This window comes from Priestia sp. D3YE.R1 (genome assembly GCF_049199565.1).
Taxonomy (GTDB): domain Bacteria; phylum Bacillota; class Bacilli; order Bacillales; family Bacillaceae_H; genus Priestia; species Priestia aryabhattai.
Map to the genome: position 1 here is coordinate 273565 of NZ_JBLTHW010000003.1, position 23514 is coordinate 297078.

24 protein-coding genes are annotated in these 23514 nt (G+C 38.2%); 23 read left to right on the forward strand and 1 reads right to left on the reverse strand.

Annotation, left to right across the window (positions count from 1 at the left end; translation table 11 throughout):
* Positions 1 to 181: 181 nt before the first annotated feature.
* From ACOZIR_RS19705 to ACOZIR_RS19790, 18 genes are all read left to right on the forward strand, one after another.
* Positions 182 to 2425: a glycosyltransferase family 39 protein gene (locus ACOZIR_RS19705; RefSeq protein ID WP_045290549.1), complete on the forward strand. Its 2244-nt coding sequence runs from the start codon at positions 182 to 184 to the stop codon at positions 2423 to 2425.
* 13 nt (positions 2426 to 2438) lie between these two features.
* On the forward strand, positions 2439 to 3404 hold the full coding sequence (locus ACOZIR_RS19710; protein ID WP_045290546.1) for a glycosyltransferase family 2 protein: 966 nt from the start codon (positions 2439 to 2441) through the stop codon (positions 3402 to 3404).
* Positions 3397 to 3801 carry a GtrA family protein gene (locus tag ACOZIR_RS19715; RefSeq protein ID WP_310878694.1) on the forward strand — a complete coding sequence of 135 codons (405 nt, stop codon included), beginning with the start codon at positions 3397 to 3399 and terminating at the stop codon, positions 3799 to 3801. The genes ACOZIR_RS19710 and ACOZIR_RS19715 overlap by 8 nt, the downstream gene beginning before the upstream one ends.
* The gene (gene galU, locus ACOZIR_RS19720; protein ID WP_045290544.1) at positions 3798 to 4685 is read left to right on the forward strand and encodes a UTP--glucose-1-phosphate uridylyltransferase GalU; all 888 of its coding nucleotides are present in this window, start codon (positions 3798 to 3800) and stop codon (positions 4683 to 4685) included. Before ACOZIR_RS19715 ends, galU begins: the two co-directional genes overlap by 4 nt.
* Positions 4686 to 4829: 144 nt before the next feature.
* The gene (locus ACOZIR_RS19725) at positions 4830 to 5504 is read left to right on the forward strand and encodes a response regulator transcription factor (protein ID WP_045290542.1); all 675 of its coding nucleotides are present in this window, start codon (positions 4830 to 4832) and stop codon (positions 5502 to 5504) included.
* 1 nt (position 5505) lies between these two features.
* A complete protein-coding gene (locus ACOZIR_RS19730) occupies positions 5506 to 6885 on the forward strand; it encodes a sensor histidine kinase (RefSeq protein WP_045290540.1) in 1380 nt (459 codons plus the stop codon).
* A 372-nt stretch (positions 6886 to 7257) separates the two neighbouring features.
* Positions 7258 to 7422 carry a YezD family protein gene (locus ACOZIR_RS19735; RefSeq protein ID WP_013056824.1) on the forward strand — a complete coding sequence of 55 codons (165 nt, stop codon included), beginning with the start codon at positions 7258 to 7260 and terminating at the stop codon, positions 7420 to 7422.
* 312 nt (positions 7423 to 7734) lie between these two features.
* A complete protein-coding gene (locus ACOZIR_RS19740) occupies positions 7735 to 7887 on the forward strand; it encodes a Fur-regulated basic protein FbpA (RefSeq protein ID WP_310878695.1) in 153 nt (50 codons plus the stop codon).
* Between the two features lie 252 nt (positions 7888 to 8139).
* Positions 8140 to 9204, forward strand: a complete 1065-nt coding sequence (locus tag ACOZIR_RS19745) for a sulfate ABC transporter substrate-binding protein (protein WP_045290539.1) — start codon at positions 8140 to 8142, stop codon at positions 9202 to 9204.
* A 94-nt stretch (positions 9205 to 9298) separates the two neighbouring features.
* Positions 9299 to 10135 carry a sulfate ABC transporter permease subunit CysT gene (gene cysT / locus ACOZIR_RS19750; protein WP_045290537.1) on the forward strand — a complete coding sequence of 279 codons (837 nt, stop codon included), beginning with the start codon at positions 9299 to 9301 and terminating at the stop codon, positions 10133 to 10135.
* 12 nt (positions 10136 to 10147) lie between these two features.
* Positions 10148 to 11014, forward strand: coding sequence for a sulfate ABC transporter permease subunit CysW (gene cysW / locus ACOZIR_RS19755; protein ID WP_045290536.1), 867 nt, complete (start codon positions 10148 to 10150; stop codon positions 11012 to 11014).
* Between the two features lie 19 nt (positions 11015 to 11033).
* Entirely contained in the window at positions 11034 to 12107 is a 1074-nt protein-coding gene (locus ACOZIR_RS19760; RefSeq protein ID WP_045290534.1) for a sulfate/molybdate ABC transporter ATP-binding protein, read from the forward strand.
* A gap of 107 nt (positions 12108 to 12214) precedes the next feature.
* On the forward strand, positions 12215 to 13210 hold the full coding sequence (locus ACOZIR_RS19765; protein ID WP_045290532.1) for a ketoacyl-ACP synthase III: 996 nt from the start codon (positions 12215 to 12217) through the stop codon (positions 13208 to 13210).
* A gap of 82 nt (positions 13211 to 13292) precedes the next feature.
* Entirely contained in the window at positions 13293 to 13961 is a 669-nt protein-coding gene (locus ACOZIR_RS19770; protein WP_045290531.1) for a response regulator transcription factor, read from the forward strand.
* A complete protein-coding gene (locus tag ACOZIR_RS19775; RefSeq protein ID WP_045290529.1) occupies positions 13958 to 15322 on the forward strand; it encodes a HAMP domain-containing sensor histidine kinase in 1365 nt (454 codons plus the stop codon). The genes ACOZIR_RS19770 and ACOZIR_RS19775 overlap by 4 nt, the downstream gene beginning before the upstream one ends.
* An 86-nt stretch (positions 15323 to 15408) precedes the next feature.
* A complete protein-coding gene (locus tag ACOZIR_RS19780; RefSeq protein ID WP_045290528.1) occupies positions 15409 to 16344 on the forward strand; it encodes an ABC transporter ATP-binding protein in 936 nt (311 codons plus the stop codon).
* Positions 16319 to 17026, forward strand: coding sequence for an ABC transporter permease (locus tag ACOZIR_RS19785; protein WP_045290527.1), 708 nt, complete (start codon positions 16319 to 16321; stop codon positions 17024 to 17026). Before ACOZIR_RS19780 ends, ACOZIR_RS19785 begins: the two co-directional genes overlap by 26 nt.
* Positions 17027 to 17761, forward strand: coding sequence for an ABC transporter permease (locus tag ACOZIR_RS19790; protein ID WP_310878698.1), 735 nt, complete (start codon positions 17027 to 17029; stop codon positions 17759 to 17761).
* Positions 17762 to 17792: 31 nt separating this feature from the next.
* Here ACOZIR_RS19790 and ACOZIR_RS19795 read toward each other — a convergent pair whose 3' ends face one another.
* Complete coding sequence (locus ACOZIR_RS19795; protein WP_028413534.1) at positions 17793 to 18632, reverse strand: YitT family protein; 840 nt, start codon at positions 18630 to 18632, stop codon at positions 17793 to 17795.
* A 248-nt stretch (positions 18633 to 18880) separates the two neighbouring features.
* On the opposite strand from ACOZIR_RS19795, the gene ACOZIR_RS19800 reads away from it, so the two are divergent.
* The 5 genes from ACOZIR_RS19800 (at position 18881) to ACOZIR_RS19820 (ending at position 23427) form a co-directional block, all read left to right on the forward strand.
* Positions 18881 to 19234 carry a YolD-like family protein gene (locus ACOZIR_RS19800; RefSeq protein ID WP_033578844.1) on the forward strand — a complete coding sequence of 118 codons (354 nt, stop codon included), beginning with the start codon at positions 18881 to 18883 and terminating at the stop codon, positions 19232 to 19234.
* Between the two features lie 121 nt (positions 19235 to 19355).
* Positions 19356 to 19496 carry a hypothetical protein gene (locus tag ACOZIR_RS19805; protein ID WP_013056833.1) on the forward strand — a complete coding sequence of 47 codons (141 nt, stop codon included), beginning with the start codon at positions 19356 to 19358 and terminating at the stop codon, positions 19494 to 19496.
* Between the two features lie 383 nt (positions 19497 to 19879).
* The gene (locus tag ACOZIR_RS19810; RefSeq protein WP_045290524.1) at positions 19880 to 20632 is read left to right on the forward strand and encodes a DeoR/GlpR family DNA-binding transcription regulator; all 753 of its coding nucleotides are present in this window, start codon (positions 19880 to 19882) and stop codon (positions 20630 to 20632) included.
* The gene (gene pfkB / locus ACOZIR_RS19815) at positions 20629 to 21543 is read left to right on the forward strand and encodes a 1-phosphofructokinase (RefSeq protein ID WP_014460320.1); all 915 of its coding nucleotides are present in this window, start codon (positions 20629 to 20631) and stop codon (positions 21541 to 21543) included. Before ACOZIR_RS19810 ends, pfkB begins: the two co-directional genes overlap by 4 nt.
* Before the next feature lie 12 nt (positions 21544 to 21555).
* Positions 21556 to 23427, forward strand: coding sequence for a PTS fructose transporter subunit IIABC (locus ACOZIR_RS19820; RefSeq protein ID WP_045290523.1), 1872 nt, complete (start codon positions 21556 to 21558; stop codon positions 23425 to 23427).
* Positions 23428 to 23514: the final 87 nt, after the last annotated feature.

Below are 23514 nucleotides of genomic sequence, written 5' to 3' on the forward strand. Positions count from 1 at the left end.
CTGCAGCATCCAAGAAAGACGCTTTTCATTTCATGTACTTGATTCTTTAATTGTAAAATATTTCATTGCTGAGCGTAAGAGGTCAAATAGCTTTTTAAAAAATAAAAAAATTATTTTCTACTGTTCATAATCAGTTCACATAAGCTTGTTAGACTAAAGTCAGAAATTACGAAGGAGTGAAATGAAACACATGAACAGTGAAGTGAAAGAAGAACGGACTTCAAACAAGAAAAGAATAGACTTATTTTTAGTTCCAATTGTTTTAATTGCAGCGTTTTTGAACTTATTTAAAATTTGGACAGATGAATACGCCAACGCTTATTACACGGCAGCTGTCAAAAGTATGCTTCAAAGTTTTCATAATTTCTTTTACGCATCTTTTGATCCAGGAGGCTATGTAACGATTGATAAGCCGCCGGTTGTGTTTTGGATTCAGACAATTAGTGCCAAAATATTTGGGTTTCACGGATGGAGTGTCATTTTACCGCAAGCATTAGCGGGCATCGGTTCAGTCCTTTTACTATACGTACTCGTAAAACGTACGTTTGGCGTATGGGCTGGGAGGTTTGCTGCTCTTGCCATGGCTCTGACGCCAATTGTACCGGCGGTAAGCCGAACAAATAATATTGATAGTATGCTTGTGTTTACATTATTAGTAGCAACATGGATGTTGTTTCGTGCTGTGCGTACGGCTAAATTTGGCTGGGTGTTAGCAGCTTTTGCGATGATTGGTGTTGCCTTTAATATGAAAATGCTTCAGGCATACATGGTTTTACCAGCATTTTATGTTTTCTATGTAGTGGCAACTAAAATTACATGGAAAAAGAAAATAGCTTTTTTAACAACAGCAACTGCACTGATGCTCGCCGTTTCTGTCTCATGGGCAGTTGTAGTAGATTCAACTTCTGCTGATAAACGGCCTTATATGGGAAGCAGTCAAACAAATTCAGTTCTAGAGCTTGCTTTTGGATATAACGGTATCAATCGTTTAACGGGAAATACAAGCGTGATGGGAAGCAGTCATAAACAGCCTGCTCAAGCTCAGCAGCAAACAGCAAGCAGTGAAACAAAACAAACGAGTAATTCAAATGTTGAGTCTTCACAAAGCTCAAATCAAAGCAAGAGCAGCTCTTCTCAAAAGATGCAGGCTCCAGGTGGAGGAAATCAAAACGGAATGTTCAACACAGGGAACCCTGGTCCATTCCGACTGTTCCAAAAAGGATTATCAGATCAAATCAGCTGGCTATTGCCATTTGTAATCTTCTCAATCGTAGGTCTATTTGCCGGAGTGAAATTTAAAGGACCTTACACAACAAAACAAAAAGAAAGTTTATTTTGGTTAGCTTGGCTGCTGCCAGTAGCTGTTTTCTTTAGTATCGCAGGATTTTTCCATCAGTATTATTTAATTATGCTGGCACCTCCAATCGCCGCATTTGCAGGAGCGGGAGCGGTAGCTTTATGGAGCATGTACAAACAGCGTAATGGCTGGAAATCATGGCTGTTGCCGGGCGGTATTTTAACAACGGCAGCGCTTCAAGTATATATTATGTCTCCTTATATCAGCTCAATCGGCGTAGCACCAATTGCAGGTGTAGGGGCACTGGGCGTCATTTTAGCTCTTGTTTTAGCTGTTCGTAAAGAGCGTAAAAATTCTGTAACGAATTATTTAGGGGTAGCAGCAATGGTTGTCTTGCTAGCAATGCCCGCGTACTGGGCAATGACACCAATTATTTATGGTGGAAATAGCATGCTTCCAGCAGCAGGTCCTGATTCTTCAAGCGGTATGGGAGGACCTCCAAGCACAGCAACGAATAGCAAACAGTCTGGCTTTAACGGCATGCAGCCTCCAGGAAGCTCTAGCGGCAATTCATCATCGAACAATCAAATGCAGCCGCCAAGCGGTTCATCGAACGGCGGTCAAATGCAAATGCCGGGCGGTTCGTCCAATAATGGTCAAATGCAAATGCCAGGCGGTTCATCCAATAATAGTCAAATGCCAAATAGCTCTTCAAGCAAATCATCATCTTCAAAACGAAAAAGTGGAGGGATGAACGCAGAAGTAAACAAAAAGCTACTAAACTATTTAACAAAAAATAATACAGGTGAAAAATATTTGTTTGCCACAACGGATTCAACTTCAGCTGCGCCTTACATTATCGAAACGGGCAAACCAGTCATGGCAATGGGAGGATTTAGCGGTTCAGATCCAATTCTAACGGTGAGTAAATTAAAAGCCATGATTAAAAAAGGTGAAGTGAAATATTTCTACTTGTCTGGAATGGGCAAGGGAGGCCAATCTGACGTTATCACGTGGATTAAAGAAAATAGTAAAGAGATTCCTTCTTCCAAATGGCAGTCTACTTCATCAAGTTCTCAGCAAGGACCATCTGGAAATGGAACATTATACGAAATAACGCTTAAATAAGGAGGACATGAACATGAGTTCAATTGTTAAATATTCTATTGTTGTTCCTGTCTACAACGAAGAAGAAGTGATTCATGAAACCTATCGCCGTCTAACAGAAGTGATGCGTTCAACGAAAGAAGCTTACGAGCTTCTTTTCGTGAACGACGGCAGTAGAGACCGAACGGCAGAAATCATTAAAGAGTACAGTGAGCAAGACCCAGCCGTTGTTTTATTAGATTTTGCTCGTAACTTTGGTCATCAAATTGCTATTACAGCTGGTATGGATTATGCAAGAGGAGAGGCGGTCGTTGTGATTGATGCTGATTTGCAAGATCCGCCCGAATTGATTTTAGAGATGATTGAAAAATGGAAGCAAGGGTTTGACGTTGTATACGCTAAGCGTACAAAGCGAAAAGGAGAAACATATTTTAAAAAGCAAACGGCTGCTATGTTTTATCGTTTCTTACGTGCAATGACTGATATTGATATTCCTCTCGATACAGGGGATTTCCGCTTGCTAGATCGTAAAGTATGCAATCAAATGAATAGCATTCAAGAAAAAAATCGCTTTGTACGCGGATTAGTAAGCTGGGTGGGCTTTAAGCAAATAGCAGTAGAATATGAGCGAGACGAGCGTTTGGCCGGGGAGTCGAAATATCCTTTGAAAAAGATGCTGAAGCTTTCAATGGATGGCATTACGTCTTTCTCCTATAAACCGCTGAAGCTAGCTAGCTATGCTGGTGTAACGCTATCTGGTATCGGTTTTATTTATCTTTTTGTGGTGCTGTATTTGAAGTTATTTACAGACAGTACCATCACCGGGTGGTCGTCGTTAATTGTCATTCAGCTATTCTTTAGCGGCATCATTTTAATTATTCTTGGTATGATTGGAGAATATATTGGCCGCATCTACGATGAAACAAAAAATCGTCCGCTCTATATCGTCCGTGAAAAGTATCAGCTTGAAACACGCAAGGAAGTATCACTTCGTGACTAACAAATGGCTACCTTTAATTAAATTTGCGTTAGTAGGAGTTGTAAATACACTGATTGATTTTGCAGTATATGCACTTTTAACAACAATCGGTGTGAACTATATACTAGCGCAGTGGATTTCATACAGCGCGGGGATTTTAAACAGTTATGTCATGAACCGTAAGTGGACGTTTAAGAAAAAAGAAAAAAGCAGTAAGCGTGAAGTGATTTCATTCGTGGTCGTGAATTTAATCACTTTATCCCTAACATCTTTTCTGTTGACTGTTCTATATAATAAATGGGGTATATCGCTGCTAATCAGTAAACTTTTGATCACAATCGTAAGTGTCGGTATCAATTTTATTGGCACTAAATTATTTGTATTTACTACTAAAAAAGAAAGAGGGATTCATATATGACGATAAAAAAAGCAGTTATTCCAGTAGGCGGTTTAGGAACTCGATTTTTGCCGGCGACAAAAGCGCAGCCCAAAGAAATGCTGCCAATTGTCGATAAGCCTGCTGTACAATACATTGTAGAAGAAGCTGTGAAATCAGGTATTGAAAGTATTATTTTTATTACAGGTCGAAATAAAAAATCAATTGAAGACCATTTTGACAAATCAATTGAACTAGAGCAAATGCTTGAAGAAAAGCACAAGTTCGAAATGTTAAAAGAAGTACAAACGATTTCATCAATGGCCAGTATTCACTATATTCGTCAAAAAGAGCCGTTAGGACTTGGTCATGCTATTCTTTGTGCTGAGCAGTTTATTGGAGATGAGCCGTTTGCCGTTCTTCTTGGAGACGATATTATGACTTCTGAAGAACCTGCGCTCAAACAGATGATTCAAGCGTATGAAACGACTAATCAATCAGTTATTGGAGTTCAAAAAGTGGATGTGGAAGAAGTATCAAAATACGGCATTATTCAGCCGAAAAATAAATGCGGCAGCCTTCATGAAGTGAATGACTTGATTGAAAAACCATCGATAGAACAAGCTCCGTCAACTATTGCCGTTATGGGCCGCTACATTTTAAACCCTTCTATTTTTTCTTATCTAAAAACGATTGAAAGAGGGGTAGGAAATGAATTACAATTAACAGATGCACTGCGCGTGGTATGTGAAAAAGAGCGATTGTTTGCTCTTGAACTTGAAGGGCAGCGCTTTGACATTGGAGATAAGGTAGGCTATATGAAAGCAATGGTAGAAGTGGGGTTAACGCGCAGAGATTTACGTCAAACGTTTTTATCGTATTTGGAAGGAATTGTAGAAAAAGAACGAGCAAACAACTTCAGCTAATAAGAGTTAATCAGTTTGTTCATATTCAGTTCATATTTGAAGTATAAAATCATTGTATGATCTTATGTGGCTCTCTGTTTGGTATAAACAGAGAGCTTACTGTGCGTAAAAGCTGGACAAACTTAGGAATAGGGAGAGACATGTATGATTCAAATATTAGTTGCAGATGATGATCAACACATTCGAGAGCTGATATCATTATATTTAGAAAATCAAGGATTTAAAATTATAAAAGCAGCAGATGGTGAAGAAGCGTGGGCGAAAATGGAAGAGTTTCGAATTGATCTAGCGGTCGTTGATATCATGATGCCATTTAAAGACGGATGGGAACTAACAAAGGAAATTAAGGAGTATTTTGATATACCGGTTTTGATGGTAACAGCTAGAGGCGAATCGCATGATAAACTAAAAGGATTTGATATCGGAACAGACGACTATGTCGTGAAGCCTTTTGATCCTCAGGAAATGGTTGCTCGTGTAAAGGCCCTTTTACGCAGGTACCGAGTAGAAGCTAACAATGTAATTTATATGGGGAATATAAAATTGGACCGTACCAAATTAGAGATGAGTGCAGGAGAAACAAGCGAACAGCTGCCGCTAAAAGAGTTTGAATTACTGTTCACGTTAGTTAGTTCTCCAGGAAAGATTTTTACTCGTGATCAGCTTATTCAATTAATTTGGGGATATGATTATGAAGGTGATGAGCGCACGGTAGACGTTCACATAAAACGTCTGCGAGAGAGGCTTAATCATATGGCAAACGTCGGTATGGAAATCAAAACAATTCGCGGACTAGGCTATAGAGCAGAAGGGTGTTAACGTGAAATCAATTTATGTAAAGCTGGTACTGTCGTTTATTATTACGATTTTATTGAGCGTTGTGATTACCGTTGTCGTCACGACATTTCTTAGCAAGCAGAAGCTTGAAATGCGATTAGGTCAGGATATGGTGAAGATGGGAGAAGATTTTATCGATTTGTACGGAGCAGAAGACTCCGACAAAGCTGCAAGGTTTTTATCTAATTCATCATTCATTCATTTTTCGTTTATTATTATTGATGATCAGCATAAAGAAAAAGTATTAGGACAGCCAGGACCGCCTATTCCAATTACACCGAAAGAAGTAGATCAAGTATTAGACGGAAAGCGTTATTCTAATTTAAACGAGGAAAAAGAGGATCGTCCACAGCCAAACGTAGTGGGTCTTCCTTTTAAAGAAAATGGACGGTCGTATGCTCTATTTATTCAGTCTCATCCCCAGCGGCAATTTTCAGTTATTCAAGATGTTCAAAATATCCAGCTTATTACGATTTTATTAGTAGGTATTGTATTGTTTGCATATGTTTCAACGATTATTATTAAACCGATTAAGCGTCTCAGTACAGCGATGAAAGTTGTCGGACAAGGAGAATACAATGTGCAAGTCGAGCACGCAGCGAATGATGAAATCGGTCTGTTAACTAAAAACTTTAATCAAATGACTAAAGAATTAAACAAAATAGAAACGATGAGGCAAGAGTTTATTGCTAGCGTTTCGCATGAAATTCAATCACCGCTTACTTCAATTCGCGGTTTTTCAGCGGCACTTAAAGATGATATCGTGAGCGAAAATAAAAAGAGACAATATTTAACGATTATTGAAAAAGAAAGTACAAGACTTTCTCAGCTTAGCTCTAATTTACTAAAACTTGCTTCTCTTGACTCTGAACATCAAACGCTGATGCTAAAACAATACAGATTGGATGAACAAATCAGACACGTGGTTATGGCTTTAGAACCTCAATGGACAAAAAAGAACATAGAAATTGACCTCGATTTATCTAATGTTCAAATAGAAGCAGATCAAGACTTGTTAGAGCAAGTCTGGTTAAATTTGATAACCAATGCTATTAAATATACGTCTGAACATGGATTTGTGAAAATATCCGTTTATCTAAAAAACGAAGAAATATTCGTAAAAGTAAAGGATAATGGAATTGGTATTTCACAAGAAGATCAAAAATATATTTTTGAAAGCTTTTATAAAGTAGATAAATCGAGAACGTTAAAAGGAAGTGGGCTTGGTCTAGCTATTACCAAAAAAATTGTTCGACTGCATGAGGGAGCCATACATGTAGAAAGTAAAAGTGATCAAGGAAGCACCTTTACTGTAACATTACCTATCCAAAAAAATAGGACTAAAAAAGACTCGTCTGTGTAAGTTCATGCAGATGAGTCTTTTTTAATAGGTCAAAGATATAAAAAAAATTAATACTATCTATTTATTTTTTTAATCCCTACTTGACATATAGGTAAAGTGTAAATAATATAGATAGTATAAATCTTTTGAAAAAATTGGGATGCTAAAGAAGCTGATCGGTCAACCGAAGGCTCATACTTGTTCGCTACTAGTGTGGGCTTTTTCTGTACAGCGACTGTGGCTATTAATATCTCAATTTTCAAATGAACATATGGGGAGGATTACCATGCATTTATCTTCTGCTCATTATACAAGTACTTATAGATGTTGTTCGTGTTGTTTATTCAATTGTAACTAAAATATAAAATTATTTATGAATAGGAGAATGATAAAATGGCTTCAATTACACAAGAAAAATTAGATTATATCGTTAAACTACTGACTGAAATTAACTATGGATCTGTACTAATTACTCTTCACGACGGACAAATTACTCAAGTGGACAGCACGGAAAAAAACCGCTTTTTAGCTAAAAGCAAAGTAGCCAGCCACAAGTAAGCCTAATTGAATATTTTTTTGAGAAAGTCAGAAGGACTGGTCTAGTTAGCGACGTCTTGACAGTAGGCGGCAAAAAAGTGCTTTGTTAAATATAGAAAATATGCGTGGTTGAAAAAGGATTGACTTTCTTTTGAGACAAAGATTTAGAATCTTTCAAATTCAAGGTGGATTATAAGCTTTATGAGTATGACATTTTTTAAAATTATGAAGGTCTGACAGTTTCATTCCTGTGCTGATCGGATTACCGAAGGCTTCTGACCTGTGTTAGGAGTCTTTTTTTATTCTTAAATTAATATAATAGGAGGAGAAAAGATGGAAAATTTATTACGAGCAGCGGTGCGGCAAAGAAAACAATACCTCATTGAAGAGTTACTGAAAAAAGGGATTTACAAAAAAGAAAAATATCATCTTTTTGAACTCACACTCTCTGACTTAGAAAAAGAGTATCGGGCACGCAGTAAGTAAGGAAAACACGTAAAAAGAACTAAAATAAGTGTAAAAAAGATTAAAAACCTAGTTGACTAATAGGTAAAGTGTGTTTATTATAAAAACAAGAATAAATTGTCTTTTCAGAAAGTATCTTCTTTTTATTCTTACTAATAAATTTAATAAGAATAATTTAAGAGCATATACGCTGATCAGACTAACTGAAGGCTGCTTCTCTTTTCAAAGAGATAGCGGCCTTTTTGTATTTTTTTATAAAAAGGGGAGTAAAACATGAAGAAAAAAGCAGTTCAGTTTTTAATGGTGCTGACAGCACTGCTCGTGGTGCTAGCAGGTTGCGGCAATGGAAAATCTACTGAAACAGCAGGGAAAGATAGTTCTGCGAGTAAAAACGATTCAAAAAAACCGGTAGAACTTTTAAACGTTTCATATGATCCTACACGTGAGCTTTATCAGGAGTTCAATAAGAGCTTTGCGTCTTATTGGAAAGATAAAACAGGGCAAGACGTCACTATCCAGCAATCACACGGTGGCTCTGGTAAGCAAGGCCGAGCAGTTATTGACGGTTTAGAAGCGGATGTAGTAACGCTGGCGCTTGCTTACGATATTGATGAAATCGCTCAAACTCGCCAATTATTAAACAAAGACTGGGAAAAAGAATTGGCTCATAATTCTACACCATACACATCAACGATTGTTTTTTTAGTTCGTAAAGGAAATCCAAAAGGAATTAAAGATTGGGATGATTTAACGAAAAAAGGTACATCTGTTATTACGCCAAATCCAAAAACTTCTGGAGGCGCACGCTGGAATTATTTAGCGGCTTGGGCATACGCGAAGGATAAATATAACGGAGATAATAAAAAGATTGAAGACTTCATGAGTAAGCTTTATGGAAACGTCGAAGTGTTAGACTCAGGCGCACGTGGAGCTACAACTACCTTTGTAGAACGAGGCATTGGAGACGTGTTAATTGCATGGGAAAACGAAGCTTACTTATCGTTAAATGAGCTAGGAAAAGATAAATTTGAAATTGTCACACCGTCATTAAGTATTTTAGCAGAGCCGCCTGTTGCTGTAGTAGATAAAGTAGCTGAAAAGAAAGGCACGACAAAGGTAGCAAAAGCATACTTAAAATACCTATATACAGAAAAAGGTCAGGAAATAGCAGCGGAAAACTACTATCGCCCTCGAAATGAAAAAGTATTAGAGGAACACAAAGATCAATTTCCTTCTCTTAACCTAGTTACCATTAAAGATTTTGGTGGATGGAAAAAAGCTCAAGAAACGCATTTTAACGATGGAGGAACATTCGATCAGATTTATCAGCCAAAGTAATATGATGCATTAAAAAAGTAGAAAGAGGAAGATACGAATGGTGATTCGTATCTTCTGTGTACATGTATCTGAAAAGCAGAGAGAGGTGTAAGACGTGAGCGTGTTACAACGACAGAAGAAAAAGAAAAGCATCTTACCTGGGTTTGGGCTTTCTTTAGGTTTTACGATGTTTTATGCAAGCATCCTTGTTCTTTTTCCGTTATCTATGATTTTTTTCAATACGGCATCTATGGGGTGGAGCGACTTTATTAAAACTGTTACAGACCCTAGAGTAGTAGCATCGTATAAATTAAGCTTTGGAGCAGCATTTGCAGCCGGCATCATTAATGTTATTTTTGGAACCATTATTGCGTGGGTATTAGTGAGGTATCATTTTCCTGGAAAGAGGCTTATTGACGGACTTGTGGATTTGCCGTTTGCCTTGCCAACGGCTGTTGCCGGCATTGCCTTGACCACTCTTTACGTTCCGAAAGGATGGATTGGTCAATTATTTACGTTTAAAATCGCATTTACGCCTATCGGAATTATTATCGCTCTTACGTTTATCGGTCTGCCGTTTGTAGTCCGAATGGTGCAGCCGGTATTGCAAAACTTTAATGCAGAGATTGAAGAAGCATCTGCTAGTTTAGGAGCTAGCCGAATACAGACGTTCAGAAAAGTTATTTTTCCGGAGCTGGTGCCTGCTGTTTTAACAGGTTTTTCTCTTTCATTCGCAAGAGCGCTTGGAGAATATGGGTCGGTTGTTTTTATTGCTGGAAATATGCCGATGAAAACTGAAATTACGCCGCTTATTATTATGACAAAACTCGAGCAGTACGATTATGCGGGCGCTACTGCTATTGCATCAGTCATGCTCGTTGTATCATTTTTTCTGTTATTACTTATTAATATTATTCAATGGTGGACAAATCGTAAATTTGTATATAGTTAAGGAGGGATGACATTGGCAGGACATGTTCCAATGCAGCATGCAAAAACGACTGTTGAAATCACTCATTCTAGTTTAAAAGAGCCCAAAGTGGTCCAATGGCTGCTTACATTTATTGCGCTGGTTTTTTTAGCTCTATTCTTAGTGCTTCCGCTCATCACCATTTTTATGACAGCCTTTCAAAAAGGGTGGGAAACGTATCTCGCTGCGATTACGAATCCGGATGCTTTGGCTGCTATTAAACTAACGCTAATTGTTGTGCTTATTACCGTTCCTTTAAATGCCGTTTTTGGCGTGGTAGCTGCATGGTTAATTACGAAGTTTGATTTTAAAGGAAAGAATATTTTAATTACGCTTATTGATTTACCGTTTGCCGTTTCGCCTGTTATTGCTGGATTGGTTTTTATTTTATTATTTGGTGCACAAGGGTTATTCGGAGAATGGCTGTTTAATCAAGATATTAAAATTGTCTTTGCTATTCCCGGTATTATATTAGCTACCCTTTTTGTAACGCTTCCGTTTGTTGCCAAAGAATTGATTCCACTCATGCAAGCTCAAGGGTCAGCCGAAGAAGAAGCGTCGTTAACGTTAGGAGCCAGTGGTTTCAAAACTTTTTTTCTAGTGACGTTACCGAATATTAAATGGGGCTTATTATATGGCATTATTTTATGTAATGCGCGTGCAATTGGGGAGTTTGGAGCCGTTTCCGTTGTGTCTGGACACATTCGAGGAATGACAAATACGATGCCTCTGCAAATTGAAATTCTCTACAATGAATATCAATTTGCAGCAGCGTTTGCGGTAGCATCTTTAATGTCAATTTTAGCTATTTTCACATTAATTATAAAAAATATTATTGAGTGGAAAGCCAAACATATTTAAACAGGAAGGAGCTTATGAGATGAGTATCCATATTAAGCACGTATCAAAGAACTTTGGTGATTTTAAAGCGCTGGATTCTATTAACATTGATATTCAAACGGGTGAATTAGTAGCGTTACTCGGTCCGTCCGGTTCTGGAAAAACATCTTTGCTTCGCATCATTGCCGGTCTTGAACATCTTGATCAAGGAGCTATTTTATTTGATGGAAAGGAAATTACGCACGTAAATCCAAAAGAGCGGAATGTGGGGTTTGTTTTTCAACACTATGCTTTGTTCAGGCATATGACTGTGTTTGATAACATTGCGTATGGTTTAAAAGTACGACCTAAAAAAACAAGACCTTCTAAAACAGACATTAACAAGAAAGTAACCGAGCTGCTGCAGCTTGTTAAATTAGAGCCGCTTGCAGATCGCTATCCTTCTCAATTATCGGGCGGACAGCGCCAGCGAGTAGCGCTTGCACGAGCGTTAGCAGTAGAACCGAAAGTACTACTATTAGATGAACCTTTTGGCGCTCTGGATGCAAAAGTTCGCAAGGATTTACGCAGATGGCTGCGTAAATTGCATAATGATTTTCATATTACGAGTATTTTCGTTACGCATGATCAAGAAGAAGCCTTGGATGTAGCTGATCGTATTGTTGTGATGAACAACGGGAAAATTGAGCAGATTGGAAGTCCTGAAGAAGTGTATGATTATCCTAACAGTCCATTTGTGTACGATTTTTTAGGAAACGTCAATTTATTCAAGGGCCGCATTCATAAAGGGAAACTACAACAAGGAAGCTTTGAAATGGATGTTCCGGAATTTAGCGGAAGAAATGAAGAAGCAGCTGTTGGATATGTGCGACCTCATGATATTCACCTTGAAAAGATAAAAACAAGCGCAGATGCCGTTTCTGCAACGGTTAGCCATATTCATGTGATAGGACCTATCGTGCAAATTGAATTAAAAAGAGAAGATGCAGAAGAATTTCTAGAAGCTGAATTAAGTAAAGAGCATTATAAAACGCTCAGCCTTCAAGTAGGAGAGCAGGTGTATGTAAAGCCTAAGCAGCTAAAAGTATTTATTCCAGAAGATTATTCTATATGATAAAAAGCGTGAAGGGTGCGCCTTTACGCTTTTTATCTATTAAAAATTAGTACCAGATATTAAAAGTAGATGTTATAATTAAGTATCAACTGATTTGAGGTGGAGAAATGATACAATCAAAAGCTAGAATCACAGGCATGGGGACGTATACACCAAAGCAAAAATTAACGAACGACCATTTAAAAGAAATGGTTGATACAAATGACGAATGGATTGTGCAGCGTACGGGAATGAAAGAGCGACGAATTGCTGGTGAAGGCGAATACACGTCTACGCTTGCCATTCGAGCAGTTGGAAATTTGCTTAACCGATATGCTGTAGAAATAAAAGATGTAGATGCAATTATTGTTTCGACAACAACGCCTGATCACTTTTTTCCCAGCGTAGCATGTCAGATTCAAGAATACTTTCATATTGAGCAAGCTGCAGCATTTGACTTAAGCGCTGCATGCGCCGGGTTTACATATGGCCTTCATGTGGCCAATGGCTTAGTGACATCGGGACTGCATAAAAAGATTTTAGTTATCGGTGCGGAAGTGATGTCGAAAATTACAGATTATACGGACCGGGCAACATGCGTGCTGTTTGGTGATGGAGCGGGAGCGATGCTTGTAGAGTTCGACGAGTGTAATCCGAGTTTCTTAGGCTCTCATTACGGAACGGATGGAAGCGGAGGCGTAAATTTATACCGTTCTAATTTATCTGACACTCTTTCAGAAAAAGAAATTAACTCGAGCGGGAATTTGGTTCAAAACGGACGTGAAGTGTATCGTTTTGCCGTCCGAACGGTTCCAAAAGGAGTAGAAGCCTTATTACAAAATACACCTATTTCTCTTTCTGATGTAAATTGGTTTATTCCACACAGCGCAAATCTTCGAATGATTGAAGCGATTTGTGCTAAAACAGGTGTTTCAATGGATAAAACGTTAACGAGTGTGCAATACTGCGGAAATACATCTTCAGCTTCTATTCCGCTTGCTTTAAACGAAGGGATAGTGACAGGAAAAGTACGGAATAATGACCTTCTTATTCTCTATGGGTTTGGAGGAGGATTAACGCACTGCGGTTTGTTAATTAAGTGGACGTGTAAAGAAAAAAGCTAAAAGGCCTCGCCTTTTAGCTTTTTTGTCTTTTACCGCTAGGAAGAATTCGGTAAAATGGAAAAAGAAGTAAAGGGGTGTGCGCATGAATCACGTTTTATACATTGAAGATAATGAAGAAATTGGATTAATGATTCAAAAAGAGCTTAAAAAGAAAAACTATGAAGTTACTTGGTTACAATCAGGAGATAGCGCCAGTCAGTTTATTAAACAAGCGGATATTGTTATTTTAGATGTAATGCTTCCTGGATTAGATGGATTTACCGTAGGGAAAAAGCTTAAAAAGTTAGCGCCCGATGTCCCTGTTTTAATGCTTTCAGCTCGTACAGCTCTAGAAGATAAGATTATTGGGCTAGAGTTTGCCGATGACTATGTCACAAAGCCGTTTCATCCAGAAGAGCTGCTGGCAAGGCTCGAAGTATTGTTAAGAAGGTTTTCAAGAAAGAAAGAAGAACTTATTTTAAAACATTTGCATATTTCGATGATAGACTATCGTGTAATGAACAGAGAGACAAGTGAAGAAATTAGTTTAACAGGTAAGCAATTTCATATTTTCACTTATTTTCTTCAGCATTTAAATCAAATTTTAACAAAAGAACAAATTTATGAAGGGGTATGGAAAGAACGTTATATAGAAGGAGATAAAACGTTAATGGTACATATTCGCTATTTGCGAGAAAAATTGGAGAAAAATGCAGCTAAGCCTGAAATTATTGAAACAATACGAGGGATTGGCTACAGGGTCAAGCAATGAACGTTGCACAGTCCCTTGTTACGAAGTATATCTTAATTATGATTGTAGCCGTATTGATTATACCGTTATCATTTTTTGCGGGCTCATGGCTGATCACCGTTCCTTTTATGCATATTCAAGGATTATTAAATGAAGAGTATAAAGGAAAAAGCTATTATGAACAAATGTGGAATCAAGAAGCCAAAAAGCTAGACGGAGCAAATGAGGAAACAATCAATAAAAAGCTCAAACTATTGAAGGGAAAATATCCTGAAGCTTCAATGTTTTGGGTAAACGAAGCTGGACAAACACAGCTCCCGCTTCCTTATCATGAATTACTCCCGAAGCAATGGTCATCTTCTTATACGGCTGAATTTATAAAAAGGCGGTATGGAAACGATCCGTATACGGTTCTTGCCTTTATTGGAACAGATAAAAAGCAAGGTTTTATGGTAATTGAAGTACCGGAAGAAGCTGTTGAGCTGCCTATTCAGAAGCTAGATCCAGCCTACTATAATATTTATTTAGGATTTGTTTGTGTCATTGTGCTTTCTTTTATTGTGCTTTCTCTGTTCTTCTTCCTTCGAATTCGAAAGAGGCTAAGTGCATTACAAGTCGCTATGAATAACAAAGACGAGCAAGGAATTCCCTTGCCTGTTGCATCTGAGTACACGGATGAAATTGGACAGCTAGAACAATCATTTAATCAAATGGTAAGACAGCTTCATGAAAGTCGGAGCCGAGAGCAGCTAGAAGCACAGCTGAGGCAAGACTTAATTATGAGCCTGTCCCATGATTTACGGACACCGCTCACGACCGTTCGAACCCATATCTATCAGCTGAAAAGTGAAGAAGTAACGTGGAATGTTCAACAGGCTCTTGAAGTAATTGATACTAAAATAGAATTTGTCAGCAGTTTAATAGATAATTTATTTTCTTATACGCTGCTGTTAAATGGAAAATATCCGTATCGAGAAGAGGAGGTTGATATGGTTCGATTTTTCAGAAAAAGCATTGCGCAGTGGTATCCACTATTTGAAGAAGAAAATATGGAAGTGGATATTCAGCTACCGCCACAGTCTCTATACTGGTATGGAGACGTGCAGTGGTTAGAGAGAATAATAGATAACTTATGTCAAAACGTAATTCGTCATGCTAAAGAAGGTCGTTTTATTGGTTTTCGCCTTGTTCAAGAACATAATTCATCTTCTCTTATCATTTCTGATAAAGGGTCAGGCTTTAAAAAGAATAGTGAGACCAAACAAAACGGTGTAGGTTTAGCGGTTGTAGATGTGATGATTAAAGAAATGGGGTTAACGTGGTCAATTCATTCAACAAAACATGGAACGGATATTCAAATTGTGTATGAAGCGAGTGATTAATTCACTCGCTTTTTTTAAACGGATTTTAACCTTTCTTTTCCTTCCCCTTAACTTTCTCTGTTTATAGTAATAGAGAGGTGATAAAAGTGGAAATTGTTAAAACGACTCAGGTGACAAAAGTATTTAAAGGAGTAGAAGCTGTAAGTGAAGTGAATCTTTCCATCAAAGAAGGAGAAATCTATGGCTTTTTAGGACCTAACGGAGCTGGAAAGACGACAACGATTCGAATGCTGCTCGGTCTAATGAAGCCAACGAGTGGCGGAATTGAGCTGTTTGGAGAAAGAATAATAAATCATAGGCAGCATATTCGAGCCTTAAAACAGATAGGTTCACTTGTAGAGAGTCCTTCTTATTATGCACATCTAACTGCAAGAGAAAATCTAGAGGTACTTCGCAAGATACTAGGCGTATCTAGAAATAGAGTGGATGAAGTACTAGATATTGTAAAGTTAACAAAGGAAGCAAATCGTCCAGTTAAAGGATTTTCTCTCGGGATGAAACAGCGTCTTGGCATTGCTTCTGCACTTCTAGGAAACCCTCGCTTATTAATCCTAGATGAACCAACTAATGGACTAGATCCTGCAGGAATTCAAGAAATTCGCTCATTAATTAAAGAAATGCCAAGGGAAAATGGCGTTACCGTTTTGATTTCAAGTCATTTACTTTATGAAATTGACCACTTAGCGACTCAAGTAGGCATTATTACAAAAGGAAAGATGCTATTTAATGGATCAATTGAATCGCTTCGCAAAAAGGCTAAACATCAAGTGGCATTTACAATAGGGGAGGTAGAAAAGGCAAAAACGATACTATTAACAAACGGACTTGTACCTACTGTCAATAAAAACAGCCTCCTTCTAGATTATATTGATCATGAGCAAGTGGCACATCTTGTTTATCAACTCGTGCAAGAAAATGTCTCTATCTATCGCGTCGAAGAAAAAATAAAATCACTAGAAGATATCTTTTTAAAGCTGACGAGCGAGGAGAATGAACATGTTCATAAAAATAATGCAGGCTGAGTGTATGAAATTAAAAAGAAAATGGCTTTGGTTTTTATTATTTTTAGGTCCAGCAGGTGTAGTAGGCTTAACACTTGTAGATTACAGCGTTCGATATGAATATTTAATTCAACAAAATCCAAATGTGTGGGAAGGTCTTTTTCATGAAATAAACATTACGCTTCCTACAGCTTTTTTACTGGGAGGAACAATTCTTGCTTCAAATATAGCGCATGTTGAATATCATAGAAGCTCCTGGAAGCATCTGCTGAGCTTACCTGTAACCAGGCTAAGTGTTTATACGGCAAAATTTATAGTAGTTATGGCTATGTTACTCATCGCTTCTGCTTTTCTATCGATTGGTATAATCGGGCTGGGGTGGTGGTTAGGATTTGGTCTTCCTTCTTCTTGGAAAACCCTTTTTGTTTATAACTTCTATCCGTTCTTTTCAGCCATCCCGTTTGTGGCTATTCAAATATGGCTATCTATGCTTTTTAAAAATCAAAGCCGTTCTCTTGCACTAGGTATTATGATGAGTGTGACAATGAGTGGTATGGGAGAATTGCCAAGCTGGTTTATTTGGCAATGGCCGATGTTAGTATTCTCTGATTACCGGAATACGTATATGATAACAGGCGCGATTATCGGTATCTTCTTATATGGTGCAGGCGCCTTTCACTTTATCAGAAAGGATGTGGCGTAAATGTTGTGGCAATTATGTAAGGTAGAATGGTTTAAATTGTTGAAAACAAAAGCCTGGGTATATCTTTTTATTAGTCCAATTCTTATCGCTGCTATCCTTTTTGTGGGAGATCCGGCGTTGCCAAATGGGAAAATGAAATGGCTTATGGCAAGTGCCTTCATTGCCAATGTTCACGGCTTATTACTTTTTCCGCTAATTGGCGGTTTAGTAACTTCGTTCGTTTGTCGATACGAACACGAAGCAGGAGGGTGGAAACAATTATTATCTCTTCCTGTGACAAGGACAGCAGTATACGGAGCAAAATTGATCACAGCAGCGGCTTTTATGGGAATTCTTCAAGTGCTTGTATTTGTTGCTTTATTAGGGGTTAGCATATTGAAAGACTACCCGAGTGCTATTCCATTAAAAATGATAGCTGGAAATATGCTAGGCGGCTGGATTGCAGTGTTGCCAATTCTTGCGTTTATGCTAGTTGTGTCGATGGCACTTTCTAGCTTTGGAGCATCTTTAACAGTTAACGTCATTTTCACACTACCGAATTTATTCGTTGTTAATTCTCAAAGATTTGGCCCGTGGTACCCATGGACTCAGCCGATGTATGGAATGTTAAGAGTAACGGGAAGAGAATCATGGGATTTGATGCTGACTACACAGACTTTCTTAGTGGTTATCATAAGCAGCTTTCTTCTTTTTGTAGCAGCAGGTTCACTGTATTTTCAGCGCAAACATATATAATAGAAAAAACCCGCTTTTATACAGCGGGTTTTCAACTGGCTTTTGGAATGGTAAAACCTACTCCAAAGACGTCGCGCACATCGTGTACGACCACAAAAGCTTGTTCGTCGACTTTATGAATAATGCGCTTTAACTCTAGCAGTTCTTGTTTGTTCACAACTACGTACAATACGTCTTTTGCTTCTTTTGTATAGCTTCCATGAGCAGAAAAGACAGTGACGCCGCGCTGCATCTTTTTATTGACTTGTTCGGCTACTTCAGCTGAACGGTGCGAAATAATGGTGATTGCTTTGCGGGGGTTGAGTCCTTCAATGATATAATCAAGCACCTTTGTTCCAATATAAAGAGAAATAACCGTGTACATCGTCTTTTCTCCCCCGATGACAAAATAAGCGCTTGCTACAACTAATAAATCAATTGCTAGCATCGTTTTGCTAATATTCCAGTCTAGATATTGATTAGCTAAGCGGGCGATAACTGCAGAGCCTCCGGAAGTTCCGCCTCCTCTAAACACTAGTCCGAGTCCTACTCCGGCTAAAATCCCAGCAAAAATAGCCCCCAGTAGCGTATCGTCAAGAGGATTTCCCAGTCCTTCAGTTATATGTAGGAATAGAGATGTGAAAATAATACATATAATTGTGTAAGCAATCACACGTTTGTGAAGCAATTTGTATCCGATCAGTACCAGCAAACCGTTTAATATAAAGTTTGTGATACCCGGCGACCAGCCTAGTACATAATAGGTAATCATTGTTACACCGGTTACGCCGCCTTCTGCTAATTCATTTGGAATAGCAAAATAATTAATGGCCAGTGCGAAAATGAGGCTCCCTAGAATAATGAGGATAATTTCTTTTATTTTATTAATCATGAACGTTACCTCCAATCATCAAAAACTCCGAAAACACAGTCATGACAATGTATTATACCAACTCTAGAGAATGAATTAAAGATGGTATATTATTATTTTTTTAAAAATCAGTTTCTACTATTAACATAAAATCTTTTGACAGTTTTTATGGAGTATGAAAAAATGAATTGTTTGCTTTTATTTTGATTAAAAAGTTTTGCAATGAGAATGTTCGTTCGGTAAAATAGAAGCAAGAGTCAAGGGGGAGAATGAACGTGTATCAAGATGAATTAAAACAGTATGCGAAGTTAGTAATGCCTGAGCATTTAGAGAAAATGAAGAAAATGTACAGTCCCGAGGCGCATAAGCAGTCTTTAGGGTTGAAAAAAGAAAAGATTGAGCATATTGAAAATGTCATTATGAACAGTTACTCGGAGCATCATCCAGTAACGCTTCACGTCTATGAAGCAGGACATATTCAAAGGTATGAACGAGTGACGATCGATAAAGTCTCGCTGCAGTCGAATACGCTGATGGTGACAGGGCCTTGTTATACATATTCGATTCGAGCAGATGCAGTAATTGAAGCAGATGTATGGAAAGATGAAAGCTACTCTAGCTAAGAGTAGCTTTTTTGTTCGATTTGTATCTTTTTTTTAACGCTTGCATACAATACATAAAAGCATATTCTGCGAGTAGTAACTTTTAGCTACTAGGAAATTTTGATTAAAGAAGGGATATTGTATGCAAAATGAAAAAACTCAAGTAAGAGAAATTGAATTAACGCAGTTCATTAAAAAAAGACTCGTTCGTTTTATCTCAAGTTTAGCTATTTCTTCTGCCCTTGCTTCTATATTATATATGCTTCTGTTTTTATTTAAATGATGGGTCACTTCGAGTTGTCCAAAAAGGTGGACAACTTTTTTTGATGTATAGGCTCTCATTAAAACAGGACAAGCTAAACATAATTCAGTCAGGAGAAATTCAATCGGTCAAGAAATAGTCAAAAACAGTCATAGCTAATTAAGTGCAAGAAAACCTTTACATATAATGAGAAAAGTAGACAAATTCTTGAATTACCAGCTTATTTCCTTTTGTATAAACTATTATTAAAACAAATGCAAATCTAATTATTCGTTCAAAAAACTTTATTTTGTAATTAAAAAAATGAATGTTTTTGATTTTTTATGATTGATTTTGAATGTAAACCGTGATAAAGTAAGTACATGAAATAAATGAAAACGCTTTTTTGAAAAAGGAGCTAGAACATGTTAACGCCGGAGAGACATCAACTAATCTTAAAACTTTTAAAAGAGAAAGAACTTGTAAAAGTACAAGAGTTTATCGAAGTTACAGGCGCTTCGGAATCCACAATTAGAAGAGACTTAAGTCAACTAGAAGAAGAGCAAATGCTCAAACGTGTTCACGGTGGCGCTTCGCTTATTCGCAGTAAACGAATCGAACTAAGCGTTATCGAAAAATCTGCTAAAAATGTTCAAGATAAACGAAACATTGCAGAGTATGCGGCTTCCATTATAAATGAAGGTGACTGTATTTTTTTAGATGCAGGAACTACAACGTATGAAATGATTCCTTTTTTAAAGCAAAAAGATGTAGTTGTCGTGACAAATGGTTTAATGCATTTAAACCCGATGCTAGAACAAGGTATCACCCTCTATTTAATTGGAGGATCCGTTAAACATAAAACGGGTGCTTTAATTGGCAATGGAGCTCTTTTAAGTCTTGAGCAGTATCGTTTTGATAAGTGCTTTATGGGAGCGAATGGGATTCATCATCAATATGGATATACAACTCCTGATCCAGAAGAAGCATTGATCAAGCAAACGGCAATGAAGCTGTCTAGAGAATCTTATATTTTATCAGATTCTACTAAGTTTTTTGAAACAAGTTTTGCGAAAATAGCCGATTTACATGAAGCAAAAATTATAACAAATGACGTACCTAGCGATGTACTTACACAGTATGCAAACAAAACAGACATAAAGGTTGTGAAATCATGATTTATACATGTACGTTGAACCCATCCGTTGATTACGTAGTACATGTTTCAGCATTCGAAGAAGGCGGACTTAACCGCACAACGAATGAAGCCAAGTTTCCAGGAGGAAAAGGCATTAACGTCTCTCGCGTTTTAAAACGATTAGGTGTTGATAATAAAGCTCTCGGTTTTGTAGCCGGCTTTACAGGAACCTATATCGAAGACTACTTAAAAGCGGAGAATATTGAAACAGCTTTTACAAGAGTTGATGGAGATACCCGCATTAACGTAAAGTTAAAAACCGAAAAAGAAACAGAAATTAACGGTCAAGGACCTGCTATTACAGACGAAGCGCTTCAGTCTTTATTGACTCAAGTAAAGCAAATGACTGAAGGCGATATCTTCGTATTAGCGGGGAGTATACCGAAAACGCTTCCAAGTTCTGTGTATGAAACATTAACTGAACTAGCAGCAGCGAACGGAGTAAAAGTTGTAGTAGATGCAAGTGGAAAAACCTTGCTAGACGTCGTATCTCACAAGCCGTTTTTTATCAAACCGAATCATCATGAACTTGCAGAATTGTTTGATGTAGAAGTAAACAGTGCAGAAGATGCGCTAGTATATGGTAAAAAACTCGTGGAACAAGGAGCGCAAAACGTCGTTGTATCCATGGCAGGCGATGGAGCACTTCTTATTAACGAAAGCGGTGTCTACAGTGCCACAGTCCCTAAAGGAACAGTGAAAAATTCTGTTGGAGCTGGCGATTCACTTGTAGCTGGATTTATTGCTTCTTATGTAAAGCAAGGGGATTTATTAGAAGCCTTTCAAACAGGAGTTGCTTCAGGAAGTGCCACAGCATTCTCACTTGAATTATGTACAGCAGAAGATGTAAAGACGCTTCGTGAACAAGTGTCAATCACAAAGGTAGAGTAGGGGGAACCGAGAATGAGAATTACAGAACTATTAAAAAAAGATACAATCATTCTTGATTTAAAAAGCACGTCAAAAGCTGATGTTATTGATGAGTTAGTTGGAAAATTAGACGAAGCTGGTCGCTTAAGCGACCGAGCTGGCTATAAAGAAGCAATTTTAAACCGTGAATCTCAAAGTACAACAGGAATTGGGGAAGGCATCGCCATTCCGCATGCGAAAACAAGCTCGGTAAAAACACCGGCCATTGCATTTGGACGCTCAACAGAAGGTATCGATTATGAATCATTAGACGGACAGCCTGCACACCTATTCTTCATGATTGCAGCGAGTGAAGGCGCGAATAACGCTCACTTAGAAACACTATCTCGTTTGTCTACGTTATTAATGGACGAATCGTTCCGAAAAACGTTGCTAACGGCATCATCGATTGATGAAGTCATTAAAGCAATTGATGATAAAGAAACTGAAAATGAAGCGCCGGAAGAAGAAGTGGATACGGCTTCAGATCAATTAGTGCTTGCTGTAACGGCTTGTCCAACAGGAATTGCCCACACATATATGGCAGCGGACAGCCTAAAAGCAAAAGCGAAAGATATGAACGTGACGCTCAAAGTTGAAACAAATGGTTCCAGCGGTGTTAAAAACGCGTTGACGAAGGAAGAAATTGAAAACGCTACCGCTATTATTGTTGCAGCGGACAAGCAAGTAGAAATGGAACGTTTTGCAGGTAAAAAAGTTATTCAAGTCCCAGTAGCTGAAGGAATTCGCAAGCCTGAACAATTAATTAACCGCGCGTTAAAAGGAGACGCTCCTGTATACAGCGGCGGTGGTGGCAGCAAAGAAGGCGGAGAAAGTAAAGGATCAGAGCGTACAGGGTTTTACAAACATTTAATGAGCGGTGTATCAGCAATGCTTCCGTTTGTTGTAGGGGGCGGGATCTTAATTGCCATTTCATTTATGTTTGGCATTCACTCAGCAGAACCGAAAGATCCAACGTACAATGCATTTGCAGCGGCGCTAAAAACAATTGGCGGAGATAATGCATTCTTCTTACTAGTACCGGTACTAGCGGGGTTCATTGCAATGAGTATTGCTGATCGTCCTGGTTTAGCTCCTGGTATGGTGGCAGGTCTTCTAGCAGCTTCTGGTGGAGGCGGTTTCTTAGGTGGTTTAATCGCTGGTTTCTTAGCGGGTTATGTAGTAGTGGGATTAAAGAAATTATTCAGCGGTTTACCGCAAGCGCTTGATGGAATTAAGCCAGTTCTTCTTTATCCGCTATTTGGGATTTTTATCTCAGGATTGATTATGCTTTATGTTGTAAACGAGCCAGTTAGTGCAATTAACAAAGGATTAACGCACTGGTTAAGTGGATTTGGTACAGGTAACTTAGTATTATTAGGTATTATCTTAGGCGGTATGATGGCTATTGATATGGGTGGCCCTATTAACAAAGCAGCCTTTACATTTGGTATTGCAATGATTGATGCTGGAAACTATGCACCACACGCAGCGATTATGGCAGGCGGTATGGTTCCACCATTAGGTATGGCTATTGCGACAACTTTGTTCAAAAACAAATTTACTCGCCAAGAGCGTGAAACAGGTAAAACGTGTTATGTAATGGGTCTTTCATTTATCACAGAAGGTGCGATTCCATTCGCAGCAGCTGACCCAGGCCGTGTCATTCCCGCATCGGTTATCGGTGCTGCAGTAGCAGGTGCTTTAACAATGATGTTCCACATCGGTTTACCAGCACCACATGGCGGCGTATTCGTTATCGGAATTGTACAAGGAAATCCTCTTTTATATGCACTAGCAATTTTAATTGGTGCAATTGTAACAGCGGTCCTTGTAGGTGTATTAAAAAAGCCAAAAGCAGAATAACAAATAAAGACTGATTTTACATGATGTAAAATCAGTCTTTTTGTGTTTTCGTGGTAGACATTTGTTCTTTATGAGAGTACAATTACG

Coding starts and splice junctions, on each gene's coding strand:
- ACOZIR_RS19705 (WP_045290549.1), top strand. CDS start 182: ATGAAACACATGAACAGTGAAGTGAAAGAAGAACGGACTTCAAACAAG.
- ACOZIR_RS19710 (WP_045290546.1), top strand. CDS start 2,439: ATGAGTTCAATTGTTAAATATTCTATTGTTGTTCCTGTCTACAACGAA.
- galU (WP_045290544.1), top strand. CDS start 3,798: ATGACGATAAAAAAAGCAGTTATTCCAGTAGGCGGTTTAGGAACTCGA.
- ACOZIR_RS19725 (WP_045290542.1), top strand. CDS start 4,830: ATGATTCAAATATTAGTTGCAGATGATGATCAACACATTCGAGAGCTG.
- ACOZIR_RS19735 (WP_013056824.1), top strand. CDS start 7,258: ATGGCTTCAATTACACAAGAAAAATTAGATTATATCGTTAAACTACTG.
- ACOZIR_RS19740 (WP_310878695.1), top strand. CDS start 7,735: ATGGAAAATTTATTACGAGCAGCGGTGCGGCAAAGAAAACAATACCTC.
- ACOZIR_RS19745 (WP_045290539.1), top strand. CDS start 8,140: ATGAAGAAAAAAGCAGTTCAGTTTTTAATGGTGCTGACAGCACTGCTC.
- ACOZIR_RS19760 (WP_045290534.1), top strand. CDS start 11,034: ATGAGTATCCATATTAAGCACGTATCAAAGAACTTTGGTGATTTTAAA.
- ACOZIR_RS19765 (WP_045290532.1), top strand. CDS start 12,215: ATGATACAATCAAAAGCTAGAATCACAGGCATGGGGACGTATACACCA.
- ACOZIR_RS19770 (WP_045290531.1), top strand. CDS start 13,293: ATGAATCACGTTTTATACATTGAAGATAATGAAGAAATTGGATTAATG.
- ACOZIR_RS19775 (WP_045290529.1), top strand. CDS start 13,958: ATGAACGTTGCACAGTCCCTTGTTACGAAGTATATCTTAATTATGATT.
- ACOZIR_RS19785 (WP_045290527.1), top strand. CDS start 16,319: ATGTTCATAAAAATAATGCAGGCTGAGTGTATGAAATTAAAAAGAAAA.
- ACOZIR_RS19790 (WP_310878698.1), top strand. CDS start 17,027: ATGTTGTGGCAATTATGTAAGGTAGAATGGTTTAAATTGTTGAAAACA.
- ACOZIR_RS19795 (WP_028413534.1), bottom strand. CDS start 18,632: ATGATTAATAAAATAAAAGAAATTATCCTCATTATTCTAGGGAGCCTC.
- ACOZIR_RS19800 (WP_033578844.1), top strand. CDS start 18,881: ATGAACGTGTATCAAGATGAATTAAAACAGTATGCGAAGTTAGTAATG.
- ACOZIR_RS19805 (WP_013056833.1), top strand. CDS start 19,356: ATGCAAAATGAAAAAACTCAAGTAAGAGAAATTGAATTAACGCAGTTC.
- ACOZIR_RS19810 (WP_045290524.1), top strand. CDS start 19,880: ATGTTAACGCCGGAGAGACATCAACTAATCTTAAAACTTTTAAAAGAG.
- pfkB (WP_014460320.1), top strand. CDS start 20,629: ATGATTTATACATGTACGTTGAACCCATCCGTTGATTACGTAGTACAT.
- ACOZIR_RS19820 (WP_045290523.1), top strand. CDS start 21,556: ATGAGAATTACAGAACTATTAAAAAAAGATACAATCATTCTTGATTTA.